Source organism: Mesorhizobium sp. M1163, assembly GCF_040318415.1.
Lineage (GTDB): Bacteria > Pseudomonadota > Alphaproteobacteria > Rhizobiales > Rhizobiaceae > Mesorhizobium.
Genome location: NZ_JAMYMF010000030.1, coordinates 23813 through 39055 on the forward strand (window position 1 = coordinate 23813; position 15243 = coordinate 39055).

The 15243-nt window shown below is 61.0% G+C and carries 15 protein-coding genes; 4 read left to right on the top strand and 11 right to left on the bottom strand.

What is annotated here, in order from left to right; genetic code table 11:
- Positions 1 to 98 precede the first annotated feature (98 nt).
- The 10 genes from NKH43_RS25310 to nifS form a co-directional block, all read right to left on the bottom strand.
- Positions 99 to 293, bottom strand: a complete 195-nt coding sequence (locus tag NKH43_RS25310) for a 4Fe-4S dicluster domain-containing protein (RefSeq protein ID WP_352457023.1) — start codon at positions 291 to 293, stop codon at positions 99 to 101.
- A 31-nt stretch (positions 294 to 324) separates the two neighbouring features.
- Positions 325 to 1803 (bottom strand): nitrogenase cofactor biosynthesis protein NifB, encoded by a 1479-nt coding sequence (nifB, locus tag NKH43_RS25315; protein WP_352860333.1) that lies wholly within the window; start codon positions 1801 to 1803, stop codon positions 325 to 327.
- Positions 1804 to 2041: 238 nt separating this feature from the next.
- A complete protein-coding gene (nifA, locus tag NKH43_RS25320) occupies positions 2042 to 3805 on the bottom strand; it encodes a nif-specific transcriptional activator NifA (protein ID WP_352860334.1) in 1764 nt (587 codons plus the stop codon).
- A gap of 176 nt (positions 3806 to 3981) precedes the next feature.
- Positions 3982 to 4281, bottom strand: coding sequence for a ferredoxin family protein (locus tag NKH43_RS25325; protein WP_352480510.1), 300 nt, complete (start codon positions 4279 to 4281; stop codon positions 3982 to 3984).
- Between the two features lie 11 nt (positions 4282 to 4292).
- Positions 4293 to 5600 (bottom strand): FAD-binding protein, encoded by a 1308-nt coding sequence (locus NKH43_RS25330; protein ID WP_352860409.1) that lies wholly within the window; start codon positions 5598 to 5600, stop codon positions 4293 to 4295.
- 9 nt (positions 5601 to 5609) lie between these two features.
- A complete protein-coding gene (locus NKH43_RS25335; protein WP_352860335.1) occupies positions 5610 to 6719 on the bottom strand; it encodes an electron transfer flavoprotein subunit alpha/FixB family protein in 1110 nt (369 codons plus the stop codon).
- An 18-nt stretch (positions 6720 to 6737) separates the two neighbouring features.
- Positions 6738 to 7589, bottom strand: a complete 852-nt coding sequence (locus NKH43_RS25340; protein ID WP_352466656.1) for an electron transfer flavoprotein subunit beta/FixA family protein — start codon at positions 7587 to 7589, stop codon at positions 6738 to 6740.
- Between the two features lie 187 nt (positions 7590 to 7776).
- Positions 7777 to 8157: a nitrogenase stabilizing/protective protein NifW gene (gene nifW, locus NKH43_RS25345; RefSeq protein ID WP_352860336.1), complete on the bottom strand. Its 381-nt coding sequence runs from the start codon at positions 8155 to 8157 to the stop codon at positions 7777 to 7779.
- A complete protein-coding gene (gene nifV / locus NKH43_RS25350; protein WP_352860337.1) occupies positions 8154 to 9362 on the bottom strand; it encodes a homocitrate synthase in 1209 nt (402 codons plus the stop codon). The genes nifW and nifV overlap by 4 nt, the downstream gene beginning before the upstream one ends.
- Positions 9359 to 10576, bottom strand: a complete 1218-nt coding sequence (nifS, locus tag NKH43_RS25355) for a cysteine desulfurase NifS (protein ID WP_352860338.1) — start codon at positions 10574 to 10576, stop codon at positions 9359 to 9361. Before nifS ends, nifV begins: the two co-directional genes overlap by 4 nt.
- A 13-nt stretch (positions 10577 to 10589) precedes the next feature.
- Here nifS and NKH43_RS25360 point away from each other — a divergent pair, with 13 nt between their 5' ends.
- Positions 10590 to 10967 (top strand): hypothetical protein, encoded by a 378-nt coding sequence (locus NKH43_RS25360; protein ID WP_352860340.1) that lies wholly within the window; start codon positions 10590 to 10592, stop codon positions 10965 to 10967.
- Positions 10968 to 11036: 69 nt separating this feature from the next.
- Here NKH43_RS25360 and NKH43_RS25365 read toward each other — a convergent pair whose 3' ends face one another.
- Positions 11037 to 11357: a HesB/IscA family protein gene (locus NKH43_RS25365; RefSeq protein WP_023678237.1), complete on the bottom strand. Its 321-nt coding sequence runs from the start codon at positions 11355 to 11357 to the stop codon at positions 11037 to 11039.
- A gap of 588 nt (positions 11358 to 11945) precedes the next feature.
- On the opposite strand from NKH43_RS25365, the gene hemP reads away from it, so the two are divergent.
- From hemP to NKH43_RS25380, 3 genes are all read left to right on the top strand, one after another.
- Entirely contained in the window at positions 11946 to 12050 is a 105-nt protein-coding gene (gene hemP, locus NKH43_RS25370; protein ID WP_023678236.1) for a hemin uptake protein HemP, read from the top strand.
- Positions 12051 to 12082: 32 nt separating this feature from the next.
- Complete coding sequence (locus NKH43_RS25375) at positions 12083 to 13150, top strand: hemin-degrading factor (RefSeq protein WP_352480502.1); 1068 nt, start codon at positions 12083 to 12085, stop codon at positions 13148 to 13150.
- 849 nt (positions 13151 to 13999) lie between these two features.
- Positions 14000 to 15217: a cytochrome P450 gene (locus NKH43_RS25380; protein WP_352860342.1), complete on the top strand. Its 1218-nt coding sequence runs from the start codon at positions 14000 to 14002 to the stop codon at positions 15215 to 15217.
- Positions 15218 to 15243 lie beyond the last annotated feature (26 nt).

Here is a 15243-nt window from a genome sequence, read left to right on the forward strand (position 1 = left end):
TCCGTTCCCTGATTTCTCTTGAGGCTGCAGATTGTGAACAAAGGCGTTCCAGGCGTCCTGCGGAGGCAGCCCCGACCATGTCGGCAGCCCAATGTCCGTCACGCAGGAACGCAGGTCTTCGGCACCGGGCATACCGAGGCACATTGCTGCGCATCGAATACCCCCTCGCACTCGGTGCACTTGTGCGGCTCGATCACGTAGCTCTCGCCTTTGAACTTGATCGCGCCGGAGGGACATTCGAATTCGCAGGCGCCGCATTGGGTGCATTGGGATGCGATGATCTTGAAAGCCATTTTAACTCCTGGTCCGAATGGATGAGACAACTCAGGCCGTCGCCGCGAGTGCGGGGGTCCCACACGTGGCGGCGTAAATCGAGCTGATTGCGGTCTCGATATAGTCATGGGCATAAGCGTCGGTGGCTCGGATTCCAGCGTCCGCAAGCTGATCCTGCGGGCAATTTCCGATCTTGGCACACAGCACGATATCTATGCCTTCAAGCGCTGCGATGACGCCATCGAGGGCGGCTTCTCCGCCCCAGCCGCCGAGGCAATACCGCTCCACCTTCCGATGCCCGACAAAACTGATCCCTCTCGGCGAGGCTTGATAAACCTGGAATTCCTTCGCATGGCCGAAATGTTGATTGACGCGGCCGCCGCCCTTGGTCGCCACCGCGAAGAGAAGGGACTTGCCGGGGCTCGCTGCCTTGACCAATCCGATCGCTTCTCTCCTAGCCGCCACGTGATCACGGCGCTCCTCCGCGACCAGCTCCCGATAGGCCTTGCGATTCCTGGCATCGTAGGTGACCTCGCCGGGAATCCGGTCGAGTGTGAATTCCTGGCCACGATCCTCACCGAGCAGGCCGACGGCATCTGCCCGGCACTGCCGGCAGTGGCGCATCAACTGGGCGCCGCCTTCGACACGATCCTGAAGAGCCTTCATCTCCATTGCGTTTGGGCCGCGTTGCCCGCTCAGTCCGTAGTGCGTGCCGTGCGCCGGGTCCGAAATCAGCGGCATGAGGTTGTGCAGGAACGCGCCTCGCTCCTTGACCCATCTATTCACCTCGATCAGATGCTCATCGTTCACGCCGGGGATCATCACCGAATTGATTTTGGTGAGGATGCCGCGCGCGGTCAGCATCTCCAGGCCCAACATCTGCCGCTCGTGCAGGATCCGGGCGGCTTCGATGCCGACGTAGCGGCGATGGTCGTAAAAGATCCAAGGATAGATCTTTGCACCGACCTCAGGGTCGACCATGTTGATGGTGATCGTCACGTGATCGACATTCATGTCGGCAAGCTCATCGACATGGTCCGGCAGCGCGAGCCCATTCGTGGAGATGCAAAACTTGATGTCTGGGATTTCCCTGGCGACTCGTTCGAACGTTGCCTTCGTCTTCTTCCAGTCGTAACAGGCATCGCCCGGTCCGGCGATGCCGAGCACGGAGAGTTGCGGCACCTCGTTGGCGACCGCGACCACCTTGCGTAGCGCCTGGTCGGGCGTCAGCTTTTCGGAGACCACCCCAGGCCGGCTTTCGTTGGCGCAGTTATATTTGCGATTGCAGTAGTTGCACTGGATATTGCAGCCGGGCGCGACCGCGACGTGCATGCGCGCGAAATAGTGATGCGCCTCTTCTGAAAAGCAGGGGTGATCCTTGATCTTCTCCCAGACAGCCGGATCCGTGTCGTCCGGCTTTATCGACGAGCCGCAGGACGAAGACGCGCAGCCACCGGCTTTCACGGTGGCAAGCAACTGGTCATCGAATGTCGTGCTGAGGCTCTCAAGCGAAATTGCCGGTGCGGACATCGAACGGCTCCGTTGCTGGGTGAATGTCGCAGTTCAAACCGCAAGAGCTATGCCAGCTCAAAGAGCGGTTTTGGTTCACGAATTGGCTTTCGTGTCGGATTCCGTCGGATTGCTCCGACACACCTTTGTCGGGCTTCCGACAGTGGACAAGCAAATCGGGTCGCGAAGGCTACCAGCCTTGGGCGCGCAGAGTGTGAGGGAGACTACTCCGGGCTTACGTTTGACGTCATCACAACGTCTAGAATTTCTTCACCTCGATGCCATGCCGGCGCAGGGCGTAGCCGATTTGCCGCGGCGTGAGGCCGAGGATACGAGCCGCCCTGGCCTGAACCCACCCGGCTTTGTCCATCGCGTCGATCAGCCGGTCGCGTTCCGTCAGACGCGGTGGACAAGCGGGATCGTTCGGATCGCCGGCCGTAAGGGGAGATACCTTGCCTGCGGAGACACCGATGCGACTGGCCGGCAGCCGCAATCCGACCGGCACTGCGTTGACCCGTGCGAGATCGTCGATGGCATTGCCGCCATTCGAGCGGTCGGCTCGCTTCCAGAGGAGCCAGGAAAGGCACTGGCTCTTCTTACAGGCGAAATCGGATTGAGTGATCGTCCTTGAACGCGCAAGTGTGGCCGTCCTTTGGACGCAGTTCTCCAGCTCGCGGACGTTACCAGGGAAGTAGCATTGCGAGATCAGGTCAAGCGCCGACGGCGCGAAGGCGAGTGCGCGATCGTTCTCCTTGTTGAATCGGTTGAGGAAGGCGTTCGCAAGGCGTGGAATATCGCCGGGTCGCTCTCTGAGCGGAGGCAGGATAATTGGCACCACATTGATGCGGTAATAAAGGTCGGCCCTGAACTCCCCTTTTATGACGGCCGTCTCGAGGTCCTTGTTGGTGGCGCATATGAGGCGCACGTCGACCTGTAGCGTTTTGGTGCCGCCGACTCGCTCCAACTCGCCTTCCTGCAAGACACGCAACAGCTTGGCTTGAAAGGCCGGGGAAATCTCGCCGATTTCATCAAGTAGCAGCGTTCCCTCATTTGCCAATTCAAAACGACCGGCGCGCTGGGAGATAGCACCCGTGAAAGCGCCCTTTTCATGCCCAAACAGTTCTGACTCCAGAACGCTTTCAGACAGTGCGGCGCAGTTCAATTTGACGAAAGACTTCTTCCTCCGACGTGAGAGCTTATGGATGGCTTGCGCAAAGAATTCCTTGCCGGTGCCGCTTTCACCCCGCAGAAGTACGGTGGAATTTGTCCCTGCTACGACCGAGACGGTTTCGAGCACCTGCTTGAGTGCGGGGCTTTCCCCGATGATCCCGTCGATTTTGACATCCGCATGCCGGGCAGGGTCGTAGGTCCTCGCCTCGTTGGGCGATTTCTCCGGTCTGAATTGCTCATGGACAGACAGCTGACGATCTGTACGCAGGATGCGATGGAGACGGATGGTCCGGCCGACAAGGTTGGCGACCATCGTCAGGAAGTATGTGTCCTCGTCGTCGCGAAAGTCGGTGGCGCCGTCTCCGGCGCGGTCGATCGACAATGTCCCAAGGATCTTATGATCAGCCTTTAACGGGATACCGATAAAGGCAATTGGGATCGTTCCGCCGCTCGAAGACGTTTGAAGGTCAGCCTGAAATAGTTGGGACTTGTGCACGTCCGGTATGACGAGCGGCGTCCCCGTAGCGACGATTTGATCTGTTACGGCCTGTGGTATGACGCGGCGAGTGCCTGTTTGAGGTGCTTGGGTATTGCCGGCACTTGCGGCAATCTCCGGCTCTCCTTCAGCGTCCAGGACGACGATTGCTCCGTGACGCATCTGCAGAAACGAAGGCAGGACGTTTATGACATTGGCGAGCGTAATCTCCAGCTCGCTGGGGGCGGTCAGCACCTTCGATATCTCGTAGAGTCCCCTGAGCGCGATATCTGCTTGGGGCATGCTTTTGATGGGCGGTTCAGGGCGGGTATCCCGAGGTGCTACCTCGTCGACCCGATCTTGGGGTACGTGAGCCATGGAAACACCTCAGGGGTTGTCGTCCAGAGTGCTCCTCCTTTTGTATCTGAATTCTGAAAGCACAGTATTCACGAGCTTCTCTTCGTTGCGAGGCGATTCCAGCAAAGATAGACTTGGCGTTGGTCGCGACCTCATGTGTACCAAGATTGACCCTGTTGATACGGTGCGTGCCTCGGTCATCCGAATTTGAAGAGGACTCCGAAGCCGCCGCGTGGATAGTTCCACTCGATCTCGCCACTGGTCTCGCACAAAATCCGGCAGGTGCCGCACTCCATGCAGCCGTCGGCAGTGATCTCCACTTGACCTTTGTCGTTCAACTCATAACATTTCGCCGGGCAGACGTGGGTCAGCGCGAGCAAGTTCGCGCTTGGCCTCTCGTGCGGTAGCACTTTGATATGCGGACGGCCGGAATCCACCAAGTAGCGGTTCTGGTAAAGCTTGTCCTCGACACGTGACTTCGTCACTGCGATCGTCATTTCGTCTCCCCTCAGCGCCACGCCAATGCAAGGCGGACCGCGTCGCTGACCAGCCCCCAGCGCGAGCGCGCCTTGATGAAGGCCGCCGTGGTCGCCTTTTCCTTGTCGATCTTCGGCGTGCCGTCGACACGCATGAAGTTCTGCGCGGCTTGCGACATCAACCGCGGATAAGTCGTGAAGTAATTGCAGGAATTGGTGTGGAGCAAGGCCGGCATGTCTTTGTATTTCCTTAGGTCCTTGACCACGAAGGACTTATCCAGCATGGCTTTGTAAAGGGCGAGATTCCGTTTGGTCATAGGACCGTTGCGGCTCCTGACCTCGATGATTGCCTCAGCCGCGATGCGGCCGGAGGTCATGGCGAGGTTCGAACCCTCGCGGTGAATGGCGTTGTTCAGTTGCGCGGCATCGCCGACCACGACCCAACCGTCGCCAAAGAGCTGCGGAATAGCCTTGTAGCCGCCTTCGGGAATGAGATGCGCGGAATATTCTTTCACTTCCGAGCCGGCGATCAGCGGCCGGATCGAAGGATGGCTTTTTAAGGCGTCGAGGAGGACGTAAGGGCTCTCGACCATCGCGGCGAAATCGGAGACGAGGCAGCCAATGCCCAGTGAGATCGACTCCTTGTTGGTGTAGAGGAAGCCGAGCCCGGCCATGCTGCGGGAGGTCGTGCCCACCGCCTCGATCACGCAGCCTTCATCGCCCTTGACGCCGAACCGCTGCTCAATGACCTCTTCGGGCAGGAAATGCATTTCCTTGACGGCGAGCGCCACGGTTTGCGGCTTCGGCATCTCGCGCAGGCCGGCCCGGGTGCCAAGCAGTCCGCAGACACCTTCTGCGAGGACGACCACGTCCGCGTAGATGGCTCCGCCGGCCCGGTCTGTGCGGACGCCGATCACCCTGTCCTTGGCGTCACGGATGAGTTCCGTCACGGTGGTCTCGCACAGAACCGTCGCGCCGGCCTCGCGCACCTTACGCGAAAACCATTTATCGAACTGGGCACGGATGATCGTGTAGCGGTTGGGCTTCGCCTCATTGAAGTCGTCCGACCGATAGTGAATCCCGGTGTGGGACGTGTCGTCCATCACCCAAAGCCGCTGTTCAACCAAATGCCGCTCAAGAGGCGCATCGTCCCGGAAATCCGGGATGATCTTCTCCAGCATGTTCGCGTACATGATGGCACCCTGGACATTCTTGGACCCCGGATATTCACCCCGCTCCAACTGCAGCACCTTCAGGCCGTGGCTGGCCATGGTGTAAGCAGCTGCGTTTCCGGACATGCCGGCCCCAATAACAATGGCGTCGAATTGTTCCTCAATCATGTCCATCCCTTAGCTCGCAAGCTTGTCGCGACTGTGGGGCGACAGCCGCCGGGTGAAGGCTTCCGTCAGTGCGGGCAGGAAGCGGATCGCGTCGGTGACGATCCCGAGGTGAGCGAAATCGAAAATCGGCGCGTTCGGGTCGGTGTTGATGGCCACGATGAGATCCGCCCCCTCGACGCCAACCCGATGCTGGACGGCGCCGGAAATCCCGGCCGCTATGTAAAGCTTCGGCCGGATGGTCTTGCCAGTTTGGCCGATCTGCCGATCAGCTGGCATCCAGCCCTTCTGGACCAACGGGCGCGAACAGCCGTGCTCGGCGCCGATTGCTCGCGCGAGATTCTTCACAAGCTGCAGGTTCTCCGCCGCGCCTAGACCGAGGCCTCCCGCAACCACGACGTCGGCATAGGCAAGATTTGCCTTTGCCGACTGACTATCCGGCAGGAAGCCCAGGACTTTGGTAACGATCTCGTCCTCGGCTACCGAGAGCTTGTGCCGGATGACACGCCCGACCGGTTTATCCGCCCGCTGCGGCATGGGCATGACCCTCGGTCGCACTGTCGCCATCTGGGGGCGGAAATTGAGCGTATAGATCGTGCACAACAAGGAACCGCCGAAAGTCGGACGGGTGGCGGCGAGCGAACCGTCGGTATCCACATCGAGTTCGGTGCAGTCGGCCGTGAGCCCTGTCTGCAAGGTCGTCGCCACGGAGCCGGCAAGATCCCTGCCGAGTGTGGTGGCACCGAGAAGAAGGATCTCGGGTTTGTGGGTATCGACCAGATCCGTCATCGCCTTGGTGAATGGCTCGTTCCGATAGTCGGCGAGCAGCGGCGCCTCGACGATGTAGACAAGGTCGGCGCCATAAGCGAACGCTTCGGCAACGGCGTTCCCGATGGCCTCTCCCGGCGGTCCAAGCACGACGCCCGCAAGCTGGACCTGAAGCTTGTCTGCTAACTTGCGGCCTTCGCCGAGCAGTTCGAATGATACGGGATGGACCTGGCCGCGTTCGAGCTCGATGAAAACCCAAACGTGCCGGTAGTCCTTGAAATGCGCGGGCAGCTCCTTCTTTATGCCGGCACGGCCGGCGGCAGGGCGAGGGGTTTCTCGGTTCGCGGTCGACATCGTCTGCTCCTTGCCCTCTCACGCGCCGCCGTTGAAGGCGAGCTCATGTTCCAATGCCGGCTGGCGGGTGAAAATTGCCGTGATGAGTTCGTCAGCGACATCGCGCAAGGCCATCTCGGCGGTGTCGATTTTTGCCGCCTTTTCCGCTCGCGCAGGAGGCGCGAAAACGCGCTTGACCACCGTCGGTGAACCGCGCAGGCCGCATTTGGTGAGATCCTCAATGCCGGCGTCGGCCGCACTCCATTTCAAGACCTGGCTGCGCGCGGCGCACAGGGCGTCCTGGATCGAGCCCCGGCGGATCTCGTTTGTGCCTTCCAGCATGGTGATCAGGCAAGGGAGCCTGCTCTTCAGCATCTGTGTGCCGCCTTCGGAGCGGCGCTCGACCTTGATCTCGCGCGCAGCAAGGTCAATAGAGGCGATCTTCGCGACATAGGTCAGTTGCAGGAGTCCGAGGCGCTTGGCGATGCCGGGCCCGACCTGGGCGGTGTCGCCATCGATCGTCTGCTTGCCGGTGAAGACGAGGTCTGGCGTGCCGAACGTCTCGCCAACCTTCGCGATTGCCTGGGAAAGGGCGAACGAGGTCGCCAGCGTGTCGGAGCCGGCAAAATAGCGGTCGGTCAAGAGCACCGCTCGGTCGGCGCCGTAACCGAGCGCCTTGCGCAGCGCGTCCTCTGCCATGGGCGGACCCATAGTGAGCACGGTGACTTCGCCACCATAGGCGTCGCGCAGTCTGAGGGCTTCTTCGAGGGCGAACAGGTCGTAAGGGTTGATGATGGTCGGAACACCCTGGCGCATGATCGTGTTCGTCACCGGATGGACCCGTATCTGTGCCGAGTCCGGCACCTGCTTGATACAGATTACGATGTGCATTGGCGGTTTCTCTAGGCTCCTGTCCGGATGCGGGCTTGGCGGTTATCTCCTTGGTGTGCATCATTCGTGCCAACTGTTTTGCGCTGCCCCCTATTCCTAGAACTTCGTTGGTTGCTTCTGAGGGCGCCGTGGTGATGACCGGATTTGTCGGCCTCTCGACATTGTCGCGTCGCAACTCGTGTCGCTGTCATTCCTGTCCGAACCGCTTCAGTACGGAGTCGAACGGGACAAAGGTGCGGCCCGGCGTGGCAGGTTTGTTCGGATCGTGGTCTTTGAGCACCTTGAAGACCCGATGCATGAGCGGCGAGGAAATCGCGAAATCCTCGTAAGCGCGTTCGAGCGTCGCGCGCACCCGCAGGGCAATCACCTGGTCGGGCAGACCGGAGAAATCTTCTTCGGCAAGGTATTGGCCCACGCGCTTCATGATATGGAGCCGCGAGACATTCAGCACCTTCGGGTCATAGGAGACGCCAAGGACTGCGAAGAACTCCTCCGCAGCCGACAGGCGCTTCAGTCGTGCGAGGATGTCGGTGACATCGATAGGGCGGCTGTCAGCGGAACAATTCATTGCATTCTCCCTGGTCGGAAAACTGTGGTGTCGGTGCGCTCGCGCACGGCTGACCTGGACCCGCACAGCTCCGCGAGGGATGCCTCGCTGCACATTCCATCGTAGAGCTCGACCAGTTGAGTTGCAGTGAGGGTCGATTTGGTCTCGGCCGCCTCGCGCCGGACGCGGGCCACCATCGCGGCTGCCAGATCCGGGTCGAGATCGCGGCCGCTTTCGCTCAGCACATGGGCAATCGCAGTGGCGCCGGAATGCTTGCCGATGACGATACGCCGGCAGCGGCCCACGAGAGCCGGATCGAGCCCCTGATAAGTACGCGAGTCCTTCAGCAGCCCTGCGACGTGAATGCCGGATTCGTGCGTGAAAACATCGGCGCCGACGACCGGTTTAATGGCCGCGGTCTGCCGGCGGGCGGCCCAAGCCACCTGGGCGGCGAGGTCGGGCAATGCGGTCAGCTCGATGCCGGTATCCGCGCCGTCGAGGACCGCCATCGCGGCGGCCACCTCTTCCAGCGCGGCATTGCCCGCACGCTCGCCGAGCCCCAGGACGGTGACGGACGCATGGCGCGCGCCTGCGCGGATCGCGGCCAGCGTGTTGGCGGCAGCAAGTCCGAGATCGTTGTGCGCATGAAATTCAAGGTCGATTGGAGACTGCGGCACGAGCTGGGCGACAAGTTCGAAGGTCGAAAACGGGTCGAGAACGCCGACTGTGTCGGCTAGCCTGACGCGGCTTGCGCCGGCGCGTGCAGCCGTCTCGATGACGCGGGCGAGATGATCCCGATTGGCCCGCGAGGCGTCCTCGCAGCCCACCGCGACGAAGAAGCCGGCGGCGGCTGCGCGCCTGACCATACGTTCGATGACCTGGAGCGCTCCCGCCTTATCGAGGCCGAGCTTGGCGGCAAGTTGGATGTCCGACGCAGGCAGCGATAGATTGATGGCGTGGACGCCGCTCTCGATCGCTGCATCGAGATCCAGCGACGTCATCCGGCACCAGGCCATGAGCCGAACCGGGAGACGTCGCGCGACCGCGGCGCGAATTGTTTCGATCTCGTCGGCGCCCATGACCGGCGTGCCGATCTCGATCTCTGTGACGCCGGCCGCCGCAAGAGACTCGGCGATCTCCAGCTTTTCCGTCGTGGTAAAGGCGACGCCGGGCGCCTGCTCGCCATCGCGCAAGGTCGTATCGTTGAGAAAGACATGACGGGTCATGAACGGTAGCCTGTTCTGCTGCCGCTCAGGCATAGACCGGATTGAACGTCTTCGGAGTTTCGCTTACCCGGCCCAGAACTGGGAAAGCCACGCAGCTTCTCCACGATTGCCGGCATGACCTCGAGCACCCGGTCGACGTCCGCTTCGCCGTTGTCCCGCGCCAAGGAGAAGCGGACTGCCGCGTGTGGCGTTTTCATCGCGCTCAGGACATGGCTCGGTTCCAGCGAGCCGGAGGTGCAGGCAGAGCCGGAGGAACACGCGATGCCCACGTGGCTGAGGAGGAGTGGAATTCCATCACTTTCGACATGTTCGAAGGAGATGTTTGCGGTGTTGGGCAACCGTTCCAGGGGATCTCCAGTGACACAGGTGCTTGGGATGCGCTGGAGAATCCCGTCCTCTAAACGGTCGCGGAGCGACTTTACCCGTGTGGTCTCGTCGTCCATGAATTTCAAGGCGAGTTCGGCCGCCATGCCGAGCCCGACTATGCCGGGCGTATTCTCGGTGCCAGCACGCCGGTTGTGTTCTTGGTGGCCTCCCTTGATCAGCGAGTGGAAGTTGACGCCACGTTTTACGAAAAGCGCGCCGATCCCTTTCGGCCCGTGCAGCTTGTGGCCGGAGAGCGACAGCATGTCGATTGCGGTCGACTTCAGGTCCATCGGAAGCTTGCCGACCGCCTGCACAGCATCGGTATGGAAAAGGGCGCCCACTTCCTTGGCCAACTCGGCAAGCCTGGCCACGGGGAAGATCACACCAGTCTCATTGTTCGCCCACATTATCGAGACGATTGCCACCTGTGGGGTGAGGGCGGCCATATAGGCGTCGAGGTCGAGCCGGCCACCGCAATCCACCGGGATCCTGTGCACCTTGACGCGGCGGGTCTTCTCAAGATGCGCGCAGAGCGTCAGCACGGCGGGATGCTCGACCGCGGACGTCACGATCTCGGTTCGGTTGGGCGCCGCCTCGAGCGCCGAAAGAAGCGCTGCATTGTCGCTTTCTGTCCCACCCGAGGTGAAGGTGATCTCATCGTCGAACTCCGCGCCGATCAGAGCTTGCAACTGCGTCCGCGCCTTTCTCACCGCCGCACTGACTGAGGCGCCAAGAGCGTGCGCCGACGAAGGGTTGCCGAATTGATCCCTAAAGAACGGCAACATCGCTTGCACGACCTCAGGATCGACCCGTGTGGTTGCGTTGTTGTCGAGGTAGACAGGTTTCATGTGCGATCCTCAGTTGACCGGAATGACGCGAGCGTGCGACCGCCTCATTGAGCCTCTGGCGCATGCCGTTGATGATGATGGGCCCGAACTGGCAGCCGGCGCGGACGCCCGAGAGTTTGACTTAGACCGGATCGGCGTCGACACGGACAAGTCCGCAGTCGCCGCCGTCAGCCCGCAGGTAAGGACGCCCGAACACGACAACGTTATCGATAAGCCGAATTTGGCGCAGCGGCGCGATTTGGCCGCCAGCAGCTTGGGTGCCACCAGGAACCGAACTGTTTCGGGAGGCGACGTTCTTTGCATCCTACCTGAAGCGATTGCCGGTCCCAAGATCGGCTTCGACCTTGCCTTGTTCTTGAGGACAGGGACATCTGTTGTGCCGGCCATATAAGCCTCCTCTGCCGCAAATGAGTCCGTCAACGGCAATCGCTTCATGGACCCGCACAGGCGCTTCGGGCGATCAACTGAAGGACTTGCCGCAGCCGCACTTCTCGCGCGCGTTGGGGTTATCGAAGACAAAGCCGGAAGATTCGAGCCCGGTGAGGAAGTCGACGGTCATGCCGGCGACATGCGGTTGGGAGCCCGCGTCCACGAACAGCTTGATCCCATCTGTCTCGGTGATCGCGTCGCCCTCGCGCGACACGCTCTCCAGGCCCATTAAGTATTTGAAGCCGGCGCAGCCGCCGGCCTGGACCATGATGCGAAAGCCTTCCGCCGGCTCGCTGGCGCGGGAAAGAGCAGTCTTGATGGCGGCAACAGCGTTGTCGGTGAGCGTAATCATGGCTCCATTCTCCTCAGTCCGGGACCTGCTTGCGCATCACGTTGCATGCACCGTGCCAAAGCGAAAAAATGTTTCAACACAGCGCGGCATCTCTGACACTGCGGTCGTTCTTGTGAGTCCATTGCTGCGAAGGTGTCGGCCAACCGACACGTACTGTCGGGTTTGTCGGGTCCGCCACGCGGGATGTTGGGCCTGAGTTGTTGGCTGAACTCACATTAAACCAATGACCATTACAGAAGACTTCTTCTGAGCTTGCTTCGGCGCAATTGGCACGGTTTTTGAAGCTCCACTGGCGAGGCGGCAAGAGACTGCCGATCCACAATCGTGTCGTGGGTGCCCTCGCGATCGATGGGGCGAAGCAAGGGAGCAACATGTCAGGACTGGGTCAGACACGCTTTGTTTGGCGAAGCAGCGCCGCCCGTGGCATCCGAATGACCGATTGGCCGATTGCGACAACACCCACAATCGCTCACCACCGCCCGGTGGCCACCGACCGGCTCGATGTGATTCCATCGGCATGTGCCTGCTCGTGTCACTCGGGTGTCGCCGCTCCGATAGCACCCCCGGTTTTCGCGCGGGTGCGACGACGTGCGCACGCTGTCCAGCGACACTTTGTTCACGGGCCAGCAGCAGATCAGGGTCGAGCATTACGGCGCGCCCTATCGGCTGAAGATTCACCGGCAGGGCAGCTGATCCTCACACGTAGGTGGAAGCAGGGGTAAGACATGGACCAGCGCGAGAAACCGTCGCCGGACGAAATCCGGCGGGCGTGCGAAGACAATCCGAAAATCCGGGAGCATGATCTCGCCGCTCGATTGGGCATTTCGGAAGCCGAATTGGTCGCGGCGCATTGTGGTCACGGCGCGGTGCGCATCGAGCCGCGCGTCGATGATCTGCTGACCGGCCTCGAAGCGGTCGGCGAGGTGATGGCGGTCACCCGCAACCAAAGTGCCGTGCACCAAAAGATCGGCGTGTACGACAAAGTGGTCACCGGCAACCCGCATGCCATGGTGCTCGGCGACGAGATCGACCTGCGCATCTTCCCGAAAGCGTGGGCGTATGGCTTCGCCGTCGAGAAGCGCGAGGGAGCCGAGATCCGCCGCAGCCTGCAATTCTTTGATGCCACCGGCGAGGCGATGCACAAAGTACATCTCAGGCCCGCCTCGAACCTGCACGCCTATCAGAATCTGGCGGCAGAGCTCGTATCCTCCGACCAGGAGCCGATCATATCGGTCGAGGCGAGCGGGGCGCGCGATAACGCAGTGAGTCCAGACCAAGCCGCCACGGTCGACGACCTACGCGAGCACTGGAGCCGGCTGAGCGACGTGCATCAGTTCTACCATATGTTGAAGACACTGAAGCTCAGCCGCTGCCAGGCGATGCGTATGGCCGACGAGGATTACGCCTGGCTGCTCGACAATGATGCCGTTGGCGCCCTGTTCCAACAGGCGGCCGAAGACGAGATGCCGATCATGTGCTTTGTCGGCAATCGTGGTTGCATCCAGATCCATTCCGGCCCGATCAAGTCGGTCAAGCAGATCGGGCCGCGGATCAATGTGCTCGACGAGACCTTCCATCTGCATCTTAGGACTCATCACATCCGCGAGGTCTGGGCCGTGCGCAAGCCGACGAGGGACGGTCACGTCACGTCCGTTGAAGCCTATGGCGCCGACGGCAAGATGATCATCCAGTTCTTCGGCACGCGCAAGGAAGGCGAACGCGAGCGCAGCGACTGGCGGTTTCTGGCCGAGAGTCTGCCACGCGTTCCCGGTCCGACCGACAGGGATGTGTAGAGCCCGACAGGCCCTCGGATTGAACCGGCCGCCATAGGACTCGGCACCACGTTCCGACAGCGGCTCGCGAGGAAATTTAGGTCCATGTGCGGAAAAGCTTGCCGTCGTAGCGCATACGCACGGTCAGATGATGCACGCCGGAATCGACGGCATCGATACGGTCAAGCTAGTCGTCGCCGGACCGGTGCGCACGAGTGCATCGCCGTCTGAGGGAAATCCTTGCAGCGGCTACAACAACGCATATGCCATCAGCGCCGAACCGAAGCGGAAGCGCGGCCGGGTCTTGTCGGACCGCACCCGAACCTTGCGCTGGATCGCGTCGTTGCTCAATCCGGGCCGTGCGAGCGATCTCCTCGCTCGTCGACCGGAAGGCTGTGCAGGAGCAGCCAAGCCGAACAGCCCGATGTCGCGGACTCGACAAACCGACCACGGATGTCGGTTGTCGGACGTTGTCCTAAGAATGATGGACAGGTGATCATCAGCGGCGGGCCTAGTGCAGGCTGGCATTGCTTGGTGCAGCGCCATGGGTACGCCTATCCGGCACGCGACTTGCTTCGACAATTTGATCAGCAGGGCATCAGCAGTGCGTCACGGAGCTCAGAGGTGATTGATCAGCCTCTCAACCCTAACGGGGATAAGCGGCGGCTTTGCTTCATGACCGCAGCGCGGCGGAGATGCCCCTTCTGATCGACTTCGCAACCGATCTCATCCGCGCTGGTGCAGGTGGGCTGTATCAGGCGACAGAATCTAGAAGGGGCCCGACAAGAGACGTGCCCATGCTGGAAATCGACTTTATGAACAGCGGTGCAATCTCAATCGAGCCATGAACGCCAATGTAGAGAAAACAAAATGGCGACCAACCCCGTTCCAGATCATGTCCCGCCCGAAATGGTGAGGGACTTCAGCCTGTTTACATCGCCAGGGATGCCACCAACACCCAACGGGGATCCACACGCAGCTGTCGCTTGCGTACATGACGGGCCTCCGATCTTTTACTCCCGCTACAACACGCAAGATGGCCGGGGTACCTGGGTCATCACCCGTGCCGCGGACCAGCGGAAGGTGCTGCAGGACGCAGAGACTTTTTCCAGCCATCGCAGCATCTTCTCCTCCATACTGGGTGAAAACTGGCCGACGATCCCGCTTGAGCTCGATCCACCGGCCCATGGCGTCTTTCGCTCACTGCTCAGTCCGCTGCTTTCGCCAAAGCGGGTGAGGGTGTTGGAGCCGGCTGTCCGCGAGCAAGCGATCATGCTGATCGATAGAATTGTCGCATCGGGCACAAGCTGCGACGCAATGAAGGATTTTGCCTTTCCTTTCGCGGTGAGCACCTTTCTTCGCTTTCTGGGGTTGCCCGATGACCGACTCGATACATTCGTCAGCTGGGGGAAAGATCTGCTCCACGGCGACGATAAGGAACGACCTGTGGCTGCCCGGACGATCGTGGCATTCATCGACGAACTTGCAGCCATGCGCCGCCAGGAGGCGGTTGACGATTTCATGACCTTTATCGTGCAGGCACAGGTCGAGGGCCGCCGGCTGACGGACACCCAAGTCCGCGGCATCGGCGTGCTTGTCTTCGTCGCTGGGCTCGACACGGTCGCAGCAGCTATAGGCTTTGACTTGGCGTACCTCGCGCGCAACCTCAAAGATCAGCAATTGCTGCGGAGCGAACCGGACCGCATCCCGCTCGCAACCGAAGAATTGCTGCGGGCCTATCCGCCCATTCAGTTGATCCGCGTGGCTACGAAAGATATCGACTTCGAAGGCGCGCCGATCCGGAAGGGGGACTATGTTTCCTGCGCCACGATGATTGCCAATCGTGACCCGGCGGAATTCGAATGCCCCAACACGATCGATTTGGAGCGCGAGGACAACCGCCACGCAGCGTTTGGCTATGGTCCCCACCGTTGCCTTGGCTCACACCTTGCCCGGCGGGAGATTGTCATTGGCCTGGAGGAGTGGCTGGCGCGCATCCCGGCTTTCAGGATCAAGCAGGGTACGGCACCCATAACCTCTGGCGGCCATGTGTTCGGGATCGAAAATTTGATCCTGGACTGGTCCTAGGCCCGCCCCGAGCCGGGGCACAGACA

Excerpts from the sequence above, each read along its gene's own strand:
- NKH43_RS25310 (WP_352457023.1), bottom strand. The coding sequence starts at position 293 with ATGGCTTTCAAGATCATCGCATCCCAATGCACCCAATGCGGCGCCTGC.
- nifB (WP_352860333.1), bottom strand. The coding sequence starts at position 1,803 with ATGTCCGCACCGGCAATTTCGCTTGAGAGCCTCAGCACGACATTCGAT.
- nifA (WP_352860334.1), bottom strand. The coding sequence starts at position 3,805 with ATGGCTCACGTACCCCAAGATCGGGTCGACGAGGTAGCACCTCGGGAT.
- NKH43_RS25325 (WP_352480510.1), bottom strand. The coding sequence starts at position 4,281 with ATGACGATCGCAGTGACGAAGTCACGTGTCGAGGACAAGCTTTACCAG.
- NKH43_RS25330 (WP_352860409.1), bottom strand. The coding sequence starts at position 5,600 with ATGATTGAGGAACAATTCGACGCCATTGTTATTGGGGCCGGCATGTCC.
- NKH43_RS25335 (WP_352860335.1), bottom strand. The coding sequence starts at position 6,719 with ATGTCGACCGCGAACCGAGAAACCCCTCGCCCTGCCGCCGGCCGTGCC.
- NKH43_RS25340 (WP_352466656.1), bottom strand. The coding sequence starts at position 7,589 with ATGCACATCGTAATCTGTATCAAGCAGGTGCCGGACTCGGCACAGATA.
- nifW (WP_352860336.1), bottom strand. The coding sequence starts at position 8,157 with ATGAATTGTTCCGCTGACAGCCGCCCTATCGATGTCACCGACATCCTC.
- nifV (WP_352860337.1), bottom strand. The coding sequence starts at position 9,362 with ATGACCCGTCATGTCTTTCTCAACGATACGACCTTGCGCGATGGCGAG.
- nifS (WP_352860338.1), bottom strand. The coding sequence starts at position 10,576 with ATGAAACCTGTCTACCTCGACAACAACGCAACCACACGGGTCGATCCT.
- NKH43_RS25365 (WP_023678237.1), bottom strand. The coding sequence starts at position 11,357 with ATGATTACGCTCACCGACAACGCTGTTGCCGCCATCAAGACTGCTCTT.
- NKH43_RS25375 (WP_352480502.1), top strand. The coding sequence starts at position 12,083 with ATGGACCAGCGCGAGAAACCGTCGCCGGACGAAATCCGGCGGGCGTGC.
- NKH43_RS25380 (WP_352860342.1), top strand. The coding sequence starts at position 14,000 with ATGGCGACCAACCCCGTTCCAGATCATGTCCCGCCCGAAATGGTGAGG.